The organism is Ruminococcus sp. YE282, from assembly GCA_900101355.1.
In the GTDB taxonomy this organism is placed as follows: domain Bacteria; phylum Bacillota; class Clostridia; order Oscillospirales; family Acutalibacteraceae; genus Ruminococcoides; species Ruminococcoides bromii_A.
This window is the reverse complement of record FMUV01000027.1, coordinates 21,948-33,638: the sequence shown is the minus strand read 5'-3', so window position 1 is coordinate 33,638 and position 11,691 is coordinate 21,948. Positions and strand designations below refer to the sequence as shown.

The window sequence follows — 11,691 nt, the reverse complement described above, 5'->3', positions numbered from 1 at the left end:
CGCCCCAGTTATCGTTCCAGCTGCCGTTTGCAGCAAACTTAACCTGGTATGTATCGAACTCTTCAACATCTTCATACTTAATCTGGTAAACGTTGTCTGCAATTTCTTCCATCTTGTTTGCATCATCGTCTACTGTCCAGTTTGCACCGTTAAGCCAAGTTCCGTCACCGTTACCTACTGCACGCATTGCGTCAACTTCAAATTTCTTATCTTCAACGCCTGCGCCTGTTAATGTGATTTCGCCTGTCTCAGGATTGTATGTAACTGTTACATCACATGGTGATGATACAATCTTAGCTACGTTGTAGTCTCCCGGATAGCCGTGCCAGATTGGATCTTCAACGCCGTCCTGGTGCTCTACAACCTTTACCTGTACTTCACCGATTGCGTCTACATTCTCATATGTCTTTGAGTATGTACCGTCACTGTTCTGAAGCATTTCGTTATTTGTGTCGCTGCCGTCCCAGTTTGAACCACAGAGGTTTTCTGTACCTGCAACAATGTATGTGCTTGCAGGAGCTGTCGGCTCAGGATCTGTTGTAGGTTCAGGAGCTGTTGTTGGCTCTTCTGTTGTAGGCTCTTCTGTTGTAGTTGGTGTAGGATCTACGCCAAGCAATGCAGCAATTGTTGTAAGAGAAGCTGTTTCGGGATATGTTTCCGGATCATCAAGCTCAGAAGCATATGCATCTGCGTAATAGTTGTAAACGTCGATAGGAGCAACGCCAATCTGAGCGCAGTCTGCCTGTACAATCTCAGAAGTGATGATTTCAGCGTTCTTTACAGCATAGCTGTGAAGGAACTGAGAAAGGATTTCAGCCTTTGGCTGATGTGCAGGGAAGTAAGAATCAGTTGGTGGAATAATCTTACCTGTTGATGTAATAACAGCTTTTGCACCGTACTGATCTGAGTTGTTTTCCCAACCGCCTATGTAGTCGAGCTTTTTAGAGTCAACAGAGTTTTCTGTTCTCTTATCTTCGCCCAAGCAGTATACTGTATCTCCGAGGCACTCAACTCCCAAAAGAACGTCGCCTGTCTGAGGAGTGTCTCCTTCTTTAGTTGTTGCACTGAAGTTAAGTGCATAATCGGCACCTGCTTCGATTGAAACAGATTTTCCGTCTTCATCAACTAACTTAGAAGTATCATAAGCAAACAAATCGGTTGTGCCGGCAACCTTAGTACACCTTGTTGACTTTGTCTGCCATGCGGGTGTTTTGATTGAAGATCCGCCGTATACATTAAATAAGTTACAGAATACGGTCTTTACTGTGCCCCAATATGAAGGAGCTTTGAAATAAATAAGTGTTGTTGATGGTTCAGCCGCAGAAGCGGATACTGATGCAAGACAAGTAAAACTTGAAACAACAAGCATCAATGCCAAAATAAGGCTGACCAACTTTGATGACTTTTTCATCGGTAATTCCTCCTTTTGATTACTCATAAAATTGAGTAATATCATTATACATTAAAAGTATTAATTTTACAAGCCTTTTTTGGAAAATATGTTAATTTAATTATTCATACCATATGTAAAATCCAATAAAATTAAGTAAAAGATTGTTATTTTTTCTACATCACGTCAAAGGCTATTGACACAAACAAAAATTAATTGTATATTTTTAGGTGTATATTTCAAACAAAAGAGAGGCTATATTATGGATAACAGCAAAAAAACCATGGAAAAAATTGTCGCTTTGTGTAAAGGAAGAGGCTTTGTTTACCCAGGCTCTGAAATTTACGGCGGACTTGCAAACACCTGGGACTTCGGACCTCTTGGCGTTGCACTTAAAAATAACATCAAAAATGCCTGGCTCAAAAAATTTGTTCAGGAAAACAAATATAACGTAGGTCTTGACTCTGCAATTCTTATGAATCCGCAAACCTGGGTTGCTTCGGGTCACCTCGGCGGATTTTCCGACCCTTTGATGGACTGCAAGGAGTGTAAGACACGCCACCGTGCAGACAATCTGATTGAAGACTTTGACGGCACAAATGTTGCAGGCTGGACAAACCAGCAGATGACAGACTATATTAATGAAAAGCAAATTCCATGCCCTAACTGCGGCAAACATAATTTTACCGACATTCGTCAGTTTAACCTTATGTTTAAGACTTTTCAGGGTGTAACCGAAGACAGCAAAAACGAAATTTATCTTCGCCCCGAAACCGCACAGGGAATTTTTGTAAACTTCTCTAATATTCAGCGCACAAGCAGAAAGAAAATCCCGTTTGGCGTTGCACAGGTCGGTAAGTCTTTCAGAAACGAAATCACACCGGGCAACTTTATCTTCCGTGTGCGTGAATTTGAGCAGATGGAGCTTGAGTTCTTCTGCAAGCCCGGAACAGACCTTGAATGGTTTGAATATTGGAGAGCATTCTGCCGTGACTTCCTTTATTCACTCAACATCAAAAAAGAAAATCTTCGTCTTCGTGACCATTCTGCCGAAGAGCTTTGCTTCTACTCAAAGGCTACAACTGACTTTGAGTACCTCTTCCCGTTCGGCTGGGGCGAGCTTTGGGGTGTAGCGGACAGAACCGATTACGACCTTACACAGCACAGCAAAACAAGCGGCAAAACTCTTGAATACTTTGACCAGACTACTAATGAAAAGTATATTCCGTATGTAATTGAGCCGTCACTCGGTGTTGAACGTCTCTTCCTTGCAATTGTGGTTGAAGCATATGACGAAGAACAGATTGACGAAAAAGACACCCGAGTTGTTATGCACCTGCACCCCGCTCTTGCACCGTTTAAGGCTGCTGTTCTTCCGCTTTCCAAGAAGCTTAACGAACAGGCGGAGAAAGTTCACGAAATGTTGTCAAAAGACTTTATGACAGATTATGATGACGCAGGTTCCATCGGCAAACGTTACAGACGTCAGGACGAAATCGGAACACCGTTCTGCATTACATACGATTTTGATTCAATTGACGACGGCTGCGTAACTGTTCGTGACCGTGACACAATGAAGCAGGAACGTATTGCTATTGACAAACTTAACGAATACATTTCCGATAAAATCAAATTCTGATATATTTAATTTACACATACAGTGCAGGCTGATTTTAGTCTGCACTGTTTTTTTAACCTCAGTGTGTAATCTCTCAACTTCTAAGGCTGCTTCCGGTCTGAATTTCAATAAGAATTGTAATCTTCCGCTGAACCCTTGAATAGCTGCGCTATTCTGAATTGTTTGCCAAGCGGTTGTATGCTCTGCTTTTTGCAAGCAAGTCTGAATATTATTTCGATTTAAATTAAACAGAAAAAGACAAAATCCCCGACGGAAAAATCCGTCGGGGATAATTATTTATAACAGTGTATTAATTAAACTGTCTCGCTGTTGTTGCCATAGTAAGCATTGAGATACATCTGCTTGATTTCGCTGAAGAGCGGGTATCTTGGGTTAGCGCCTGTGCACTGGTCATCGAATGCCTGCTCTGTCATATCGTCAAGACGGTTAAGGAAGTCCTCTTCGTCCGGAACGTAATCCTTGATTGTATCCTTTATGCCAACTCCCTTCTTAAGGTCGTTTACAGCCTTGATAAGGTTTTCAACGCTCTCTTCGTCGTTCTTGCCGCCGAGTCCGAGGAAACGAGCTACTTCAGCATAACGAGCCTGAGTCTTTGGATGGTCATACTGTGGGAATGTACCCATCTTTGTAGGAACTTCAGCAGAGTTGAATCTGATTACCTGCTCAAGCATGAGTGCGTTTGCAATACCGTGAGGAACATGGTGGAAAGCACCAAGCTTGTGAGCCATTGAGTGGCAAACACCGAGGAATGCGTTAGCAAATGCCATACCAGCCATTGTAGCTGCGTGTGCAACCTTTTCACGTGCGAACGGCTCATTCTGACCGTTGTCATAGCAAGCAGGGAGGTACTTGAAGATGAGTTCAAGTGAACGAAGTGCAAGACCGTCTGTAAAGTCTGTTGCCATCATTGAAGCATAAGCCTCAAGTGCGTGAGATACAGCGTCAATACCTGATGCAGCTGTCAAGCCCTTAGGACCGCTCATCATATTGTTAGCGTCAACAATAGCCATGTTAGGCATAAGCTGATAATCAGCAAGCGGGTACTTAATGCCTGTATCCTGGTCAGTAATTACGGCAAACGGTGTAACTTCTGAACCTGTACCTGATGAAGTAGGAATAGCAATGAAGTAAGCCTTTTCGCCCATCTTCGGGAAAGTGTAAACTCTCTTACGGATATCGCAGAAACGCATAGCCATATCCATAAAGTCAGCTTCCGGATGCTCGTAGAGAACCCACATAATCTTACCAGCGTCCATTGCAGAACCGCCGCCGAGTGCGATGATGCAGTCAGGCTCAAACTTGCGCATTACTTCTGCACCCTTCTGAGCTGAAATAAGTGACGGATCCGGCTCAACATCAGCAAATGTTGTGTGAACAATGCCCATTTCATCGAGCTTATCTGTGATTGGCTTTGTGTAGCCATTCTTATAAAGGAATGAGTCTGTTACGATAAAGGCTCTCTTCTTGCCCATAACGTCCTTAAGCTCCTGAAGAGCTACCGGCATACAGCCTCTCTTGATATAAACTTTTTCAGGTGCTCTGAACCAAAGCATATTCTCTCTCCTTTCGGCAACCGTCTTGATGTTGATAAGGTGCTTGCAGCCAACGTTTTCTGATACTGAGTTGCCGCCCCAAGAGCCGCAGCCGAGTGTGAGTGATGGTCTGAGCTTGAAGTTGTAGAGATCACCGATACCGCCCTGTGATGAAGGAGTATTTACAAGAATACGGCAAGTCTTCATGCGGGAAGCAAATTCGTCAATCTTAGCTCTCTCGTTAACAGCGTCAACATAGAGTGAAGATGTGTGACCGTAACCGCCGTCAGCGATAAGGTGCTCTGCCTTTGAAATAGCGTCTTCAAAGTCTTCAGCCTTGTACATAGCAAGAACAGGAGAAAGCTTTTCGTGAGCAAATTCTTCGCTGATGTCAACAGATTCAACTTCACCGATAAGAATCTTTGTTTCTTCAGGAACTGTTACGCCTGCAAGACCTGCGATTGTAACAGGCTTCTGACCAACGATTTTAGCGTTAAGCGCACCGTTGATGATGATTGTCTTTCTTACCTTTTCTGTTTCGTCAGCATTAAGGAAGTAACAACCGCGTGCCTTAAATTCCTTCTTAACCTTTGAGTAGATTTTCTTTTCAACGATAACTGACTGCTCAGAAGCGCAAATCATACCGTTATCAAATGTCTTTGAGTGAATAATTGAGTTAACTGCAAGAAGAATATCTGCTGTCTCATCAATGATAGCAGGAGTGTTACCTGCGCCGACGCCGAGTGCCGGCTTACCTGATGAATAAGCAGCCTTAACCATTCCCGGACCGCCTGTTGCGAGAATGCAGTCAGCTTCCTGCATAAGCATATTTGTAAGTTCAAGTGAAGGAATGTCAATCCAGCTGATGATTCCTTCCGGAGCACCTGCTTCAACAGCAGCCTCAAGAACAACCTTTGCAGCTTCGATTGTGCTCTTCTTAGCACGTGGGTGTGGGCTGATGATGATACCGTTACGTGTCTTTAAGCAAACAAGTGTTTTAAAGATAGCAGTTGAAGTTGGGTTTGTTGTCGGGATAACGGCAGCAATTACACCGATTGGCTCAGCAATCTTTTTGATACCGAACGACTTGTCCTCTTCGATAACGCCGCAAGTTTTAACATTTCTGTATGCGTTGTAAATATATTCTGATGCGAAGTGGTTCTTGATTACCTTGTCTTCTGCAACGCCCATTCCTGTTTCTTCAACAGCGAGCTTTGCAAGCGGGATACGCATTTTGTTAGCTGCGGTTGCAGCAGCAAGGAAAATCTTGTCAACCTGTTCCTGTGTGTAGGTTGAGAAAATCTTCTGAGCTTCTCTTACTTTTGCAAGGGCTGCTTCAAAAGTTTCTGTGTTGTCCACAATAGGATACTCTTTGTTACTCATTTGACTACCTCTTATCTAACTTTATTGTGTTATGTCATTCAGCAGAGCTGAAAGTTTGGCTGATTATTCTGAAATTTCCTCATACGCAAAATTATTATTCTTTGCGTAATCAATACCGTAAGAACCCTCGGGTGCTTTGATGGTAATCGGATTCGGACAATCCGAAAACGCATTATCGGGAATTTCTTTTACGGTTGAAGGAAGTGTTACTTCCGTAAGCTCCTGACATTGATAGAACATAAACTCGCCGAGCTTTGTAAATGTATCACTCTCAGGAATTGTAACGCTTTTAAGACCGGCTGCCGCAAAAGCATAAACGCCTATATCTTTGAGCGTTGTCGGAAGTTCGATTGACTCAAGACTTCTGCAATTAAAAAATACGTTAGTGCCCAAAGTCTCAAGGTTTTTGGAAAGTTTTACACTCTTTAAGTTTCTGTTGCTTGAAAAAGCGTAATCCTTTATTTCGGTAATTGAATCCGGCATTTCAACGCTTGTAATATCTTTTGAATTAAAAACGCTGCTGCCGATAGTTGTAACTGTGTAATTATTAAATGTTTCGGGAATTACAACATCTTTGTTTGTGCCGAGATATTCGGTAATCATCAATTGGTTGTCATTGATGATGAAGAACCCGAAATCGTCACTTTTCAGATCAGGTACGGTTGTAGGAACAACATAGCCCGGCTTATTGTCGGTGTTATCAGTACATCCGCAGCCGGCAAATCCGACAGCCGCCGTTGCACACATTGAACAGGCAAGCAGGGCGCATAAAAATCTTTTCATTTGGCAGATTTCCTTCCATTCCACAATATTTTATAATCCGTTAATATTCTTTCTCTGACAGTACCATTCTATCATCATCGTTAAATATTTGTCAATGTATTTTTTCGATTTTTTACACTTTTATCGGGTTATATAATAAAACTGTGAATATCAGGGCTTTATTGAGCAAAAACCACCAAATTTAATTATTTTACTTTAAAAACTGCCGATTCGTTTATATTTGACTGTAAAAAAATACAATTTAAATTCATATGCAAAAATGCATATATAATAGTATAACCGATATGCAACAAAAAACATATTACATGAATATGTAATTTTTTGTAATTATTTTTAATTTTATTTTTCATAAAAAGAAAATAATGCTTAATTATGTGGCTAAAACTGCATAAAAATCAAAAATTCGGGCACAAGGGGTTGATTTATAAAAACAAAGATGATATAATAGTTACAAATTTGTTAATAAGTTGCTCCGAATTTGTAATTTTTAGGAGTGCTGTTAATTATTAACTGGAGGTTTTTAAAATGCAGAGGATTAAAAAGCTTACTGCAATCATTCTGAGCATTCTCGTTGTTTCAAGCGTATGTGTGTTCGGTTCTGTTTCAGCAGGAGCGTCCGGCACAGGCGCCGGCCTTGCAGAATGGGCACTTAATGCCTATTACAGCGGCTGGAGCTATGTTTACGGCGGCTCAACCCCCGGTGCGGTTGATTGCTCCGGACTTATTTATTCATATTGCGGCGGCGAAAGAGTAAATATGATTGAGACCTGCACTGAGCAGGGTTCAGTAAGCGCAGGAGTACCTAATATTCACGGTCTTGGTCTTTGGCGTCCGGGACACGTCGGCGTTTATGTCGGCAACGGCATGGAGGTTGACGCAAGAGGCGATGATTACGGCGTTTGTTACGAATCAATGTCATCATCATACCTCGGCTGGACATATTGGTTTAAGCTTGCGGCTGTTTCATATACTGAAAACGGTTGGGAACAGTTTAACGGCGATTACTATTACTATGAGAACGGCGAATACATAACAGATACTTCAAGAACAATCGGCGGAACAACATACTACTTTGATTCAATGGGTCGTTCAAGCGACACACCGTCCGATACTTCTTCAACAAGTTCTTCATCTTCCTCAAACAGCTCATCGGATAATTCTTCAAGCAGTTCGGAAGATACTCAAAGCAACGCAACATCATATCAGCTCGGTTCAAACGGAAAAGAAGTTGAAAAGATTCAGGCTCGTCTTAAAGAGCTTGGCTACTTCAACGGTGAAGTTGACGGAAACTTCGGCGAAGCCACACAGGCAGCATACAAGGCATTTCAGGCAGCCGCAGGTCTTACAGTTGACGGCATAGCCGGCTCAGACCTCGATGTGCTTTATTCCGACAATGCTCCGCAGGAAAGCGCAGTTGAAGAAACAACCGTTCCCGAGGAAACAACACCGAAAACCGAGTTTAAGCTTGGCGATGACGACACCAAAGTCGGCGACATTCAGGCAAAGCTCAGAGACCTTGGATACTATACAGACACGGTTGACAACTTCTTCGGTGCAAATACCGAAACAGCCGTAAAGGCTTTCCAGACAGCAAACAACATTGATGCAACAGGCGTAGTTGACGAAGCTACATACAACGCACTTTTCAGTGAAAATGCCGTTGCAAATCCTAACCCTGTAACAAATGATGTTCAGAGCACATCAGGCCCTGTTCAGCTGCCGTCAACGGTAAGCCCCTCTGCATTGATTATTTCAAATCAGCAGAACCAAAATTACGCTGACACAGCCTCGGATATTGTAGTTAAGACAAACAAAGTTACTCAAAAGGTGCTTTCAAAATCATCTTCGGTAATCCCGTCTGTAACTACCGCCCAGGTAAAAAGAACAGCTACCGTTTGGGTTTGGTTCGTACTTGTTGCCGTAATACTCGGCGTTACAGCACTTGTGTTCTTCTTACGTGACCACAAAAGCAAAAGATATGCAAGATACTGTGAAAAGAAGAAAAAAACAACACCTAAATCCGAATGGAATGCAAGATGGTAAAACTTAGCAAAATAATGGCAGTACCGTTGTCGGTATTGCCATTTTGCCGTTTATGGGACAAAAACAATCAGAAAGGTGAATTGTATGAGTAAAGAAAGAATCGACAAACAAATTGAGTTTTGTCTGGAACTTGATAAAGAGAAAAAAATAAAACGCCAGACTCTTTTGTCTGACGGCGAAACCAGGGAAAATGATGCAGAACACGCATGGCATATGGCTGTTATGTGTATTTTGCTTCAGGAATATTCAAATGAAAAAATCGACTTGCTGAAAACAATCTCTATGATACTGATTCACGACGTTGTAGAAATAGACGCCGGAGATACATACGCATATGACGACGAAGGAAAAAAGACGCAGCGTGAACGTGAAGTAAAAGCGGCTGAAAGGATTTTCGGAGTGCTTTCCGACGACCAAAAAGACAAATTCAGCGCACTGTGGGATGAATTTGAAGCGGGCGAAACGCCCGAGGCAAAATTTGCACACACAATGGATAATTTTCAGCCCGCAATGCTCAATAATGCAACCGACGGAAAGATGTGGAAGTCTCACAAGGTAAAGCTTCAGCAGATTTTGGAAAGAAACAGCAACTCGGCTGACGGTTCAAAAACACTTTGGGACTATGCCCTCAATAATTTTATAATGCCGAACGTTGAAAAAGGTCGCATACAAAATTAACCCCTATCCTCTGTTTCTTAATTCAAGAGTTATTCAAGAGTTAAAATCAGGCTAATACAAAGGCGAAAGTCTCGCCTCTTCCCTGCACATTAATTAAATTTCAGTTCAATAACGCTTCTGTCTGTTGTAAAATGGCGCAGTTTTACCCCCGCAGAGGTCAGCATTTTTTTAGAAGCAACGGTTTCTGCGGTATCGGCATACTTGTCATAAAGGTAAACCACTTCGGATATTCCCGACTGAATTATCGCCTTGGCACATTGATTGCACGGAAACAGGTCAACATAGATTCTTGCGTCCTTCAAATCTCTTCCTCTTGCATTAAGAATTGCATTGAGTTCGGCGTGCACAACATAGTTATATTTTGTGTCATCGCCCTCCCTGTCCCACGGATAGTCATCATCCGAACATCCATAAGGAAAACCGTTGTATCCGGTAGACAAAATTATGTTGTTGCAATCGACAATGCAGGCTCCGACCTGTGTATTCGGGTCTTTGCTGCGCTTTGCCGCAAGCAGTGCAACTCCCATAAAGTATTCATCCCATGAAATATAATCTTGTCTTTTCATAAATTGTCACCTCATAATAGTCTTGAACACAAAATATGTCGGATTTAAACAATAAATAAACACTGATTTGTTATAATTAACAAGTACAAATCTGTATAATAAAATTATATAATATTATCATAAAATAGGCAAGCAAAACGCAATCCTTTTAGAAGTAATTTTTGTCATTATTTTATCTCGGTCAGTATTGATTTTTAGGGTTGATTGGTGTAATATATTACTGCATATTGATTCAATGGAGAGTTATGTGCTCCGGTTAGGGCAAGGCTGTAATATTTTGCGGTTTTTGCCTTACATTTTTTATACGAGAGGGAATTATGAATATTGTAATTGTAGGATGTGGCAAAGTCGGCACATCCATAGCCCACGAGTTAAATACCGAGGGTCACGATATTGTTTTGGTTGACATTAACGGCGACGCAGTATCAAGATTATCGGATTCAATTGACGCAATGGGCGTAGAGGGTAATGGCGCAACATACGATACACTAACCGAAGCGGGAGTTCAAAACGCAGACTTAGTTGTTGCGGTAACGGCAAAAGACGAAGTTAATCTGTATGCCTGCCTGATGGCAAAATCCGCCGGTGTAAAACATACCATTGCAAGGGTACGTAATCCGGAATATACACAGGATTTGTTCAGAGTAAAAGATTTGCTCGGACTTTCAATGGCAATCAACCCTGAGCAGACCACAGCAATTGAGATAAGCCAACTTTTCCGTTTTGCGGGCGCAAGCGAGGTTGACACGCTGTCAAGAGGAATGGTGGAACTGATAAAGGTAACCGTTCCCGAAAAGTCAATTGTAGCAAACAAACGCATAAGTCAAATTGATATACTTAAAAACAAGGTTCGCATATGCTCGGTTGAGCGCGGCAGCGAAGTGTATATTCCAAACGGTGATTTTGTTATTCAAAGCGGAGATAAGATTTCAATTGTTTCAAAGTCCGAAACTGCCGCAAAATTTTTCAGAAAAGTAAACGTAATAATCGGCAGAAGCCGAGACGTTATTCTTCTCGGCGGAGGAAAGGTATCGTTTTATCTTGCACAAAGATTGATAAAATCAGGCATAAATGTTAAAATTATTGAAAAAAATCCGATAAGATGCAAGGAACTTGCCGAGCTGCTCCCCGAAGCCGTTATAATTAACGGCGACTGTATGGACCAAGATTTGCTTCTCAGCGAGGGCATTGAACATGCAGACGGCGTTGCCGCACTGATGGACTTTGACGAAGAAAATATTCTGATTTCACTTTATATCAAGGGCGTTTCAAAAGCCAAAATCATCACCAAGGTAAACAACACATCTTTTGATAATATTGTTGAGCAGCTTAACCTTGAGTGTGTAATCAACCCAAAGAATATTTCAGGCGAATACATTGCAAGCTATATCAGGGCGATGCAAAACTCCCTGGGAAGCAACGTAGAAACCCTTTATCGTCTTAATGAAGACAGGGTTGAAGCACTTGAGTTTAATGCAAAAAGCTCATCTAAGCTGGTTGGTATTCCGATTTCAAAGCTGAACCTCAAAGATAATCTCCAAATAATCTGTATTAACCGCAAAGGCAGAATAATACTTCCTGTCGGCAGTGATTCGATTATGACCGACGATTTGGTTATAGTAATCACAAAACACAAGGGACTTAGCGACCTTGACGATATTTTGGACTAACGGAGCA

General features: G+C 41.9%; 8 protein-coding genes. 4 read left to right on the top strand and 4 right to left on the bottom strand.

Annotated features, from left to right (window positions below):
- Positions 1-1,411: hypothetical protein (locus tag BLP46_RS08910; RefSeq protein ID WP_207645227.1), on the bottom strand; the 1,411-nt coding region annotated here is incomplete at its 3' end.
- 241 nt (positions 1,412-1,652) lie between these two features.
- On the opposite strand from BLP46_RS08910, the gene BLP46_RS08905 reads away from it, so the two are divergent.
- On the top strand, positions 1,653-3,029 hold the full coding sequence (locus tag BLP46_RS08905) for a glycine--tRNA ligase (protein ID WP_092978307.1): 1,377 nt from the start codon (positions 1,653-1,655) through the stop codon (positions 3,027-3,029).
- A gap of 293 nt (positions 3,030-3,322) precedes the next feature.
- On the opposite strand, the gene adhE is transcribed toward BLP46_RS08905, so the two are convergent.
- A complete protein-coding gene (gene adhE / locus BLP46_RS08900; RefSeq protein ID WP_092978305.1) occupies positions 3,323-5,944 on the bottom strand; it encodes a bifunctional acetaldehyde-CoA/alcohol dehydrogenase in 2,622 nt (873 codons plus the stop codon).
- Between the two features lie 63 nt (positions 5,945-6,007).
- Positions 6,008-6,727, bottom strand: coding sequence for a leucine-rich repeat domain-containing protein (locus BLP46_RS08895; protein WP_092978304.1), 720 nt, complete (start codon positions 6,725-6,727; stop codon positions 6,008-6,010).
- A gap of 525 nt (positions 6,728-7,252) precedes the next feature.
- Between BLP46_RS08895 and BLP46_RS08890 the strand changes: the two genes are divergently transcribed.
- Both BLP46_RS08890 and BLP46_RS08885 read left to right on the top strand, forming a co-directional pair.
- Positions 7,253-8,770 carry a peptidoglycan-binding domain-containing protein gene (locus tag BLP46_RS08890; RefSeq protein ID WP_092978302.1) on the top strand — a complete coding sequence of 506 codons (1,518 nt, stop codon included), beginning with the start codon at positions 7,253-7,255 and terminating at the stop codon, positions 8,768-8,770.
- Positions 8,771-8,854: 84 nt separating this feature from the next.
- Positions 8,855-9,448, top strand: a complete 594-nt coding sequence (locus BLP46_RS08885; protein ID WP_092978301.1) for an HD domain-containing protein — start codon at positions 8,855-8,857, stop codon at positions 9,446-9,448.
- An 89-nt stretch (positions 9,449-9,537) separates the two neighbouring features.
- Here BLP46_RS08885 and BLP46_RS08880 read toward each other — a convergent pair whose 3' ends face one another.
- Positions 9,538-10,014: a deoxycytidylate deaminase gene (locus tag BLP46_RS08880; RefSeq protein WP_092978299.1), complete on the bottom strand. Its 477-nt coding sequence runs from the start codon at positions 10,012-10,014 to the stop codon at positions 9,538-9,540.
- Positions 10,015-10,331: 317 nt separating this feature from the next.
- Between BLP46_RS08880 and trkA the strand changes: the two genes are divergently transcribed.
- Complete coding sequence (gene trkA, locus BLP46_RS08875) at positions 10,332-11,684, top strand: Trk system potassium transporter TrkA (protein WP_092978297.1); 1,353 nt, start codon at positions 10,332-10,334, stop codon at positions 11,682-11,684.
- Positions 11,685-11,691: the final 7 nt, after the last annotated feature.

What these genes read in the sequence shown, in the direction of transcription:
- BLP46_RS08905 (WP_092978307.1), top strand. Translation starts at nt 1,653, where the DNA reads ATGGATAACAGCAAAAAAACCATGGAAAAAATTGTCGCTTTGTGTAAA.
- adhE (WP_092978305.1), bottom strand. Translation starts at nt 5,944, where the DNA reads ATGAGTAACAAAGAGTATCCTATTGTGGACAACACAGAAACTTTTGAA.
- BLP46_RS08895 (WP_092978304.1), bottom strand. Translation starts at nt 6,727, where the DNA reads ATGAAAAGATTTTTATGCGCCCTGCTTGCCTGTTCAATGTGTGCAACG.
- BLP46_RS08890 (WP_092978302.1), top strand. Translation starts at nt 7,253, where the DNA reads ATGCAGAGGATTAAAAAGCTTACTGCAATCATTCTGAGCATTCTCGTT.
- BLP46_RS08885 (WP_092978301.1), top strand. Translation starts at nt 8,855, where the DNA reads ATGAGTAAAGAAAGAATCGACAAACAAATTGAGTTTTGTCTGGAACTT.
- BLP46_RS08880 (WP_092978299.1), bottom strand. Translation starts at nt 10,014, where the DNA reads ATGAAAAGACAAGATTATATTTCATGGGATGAATACTTTATGGGAGTT.
- trkA (WP_092978297.1), top strand. Translation starts at nt 10,332, where the DNA reads ATGAATATTGTAATTGTAGGATGTGGCAAAGTCGGCACATCCATAGCC.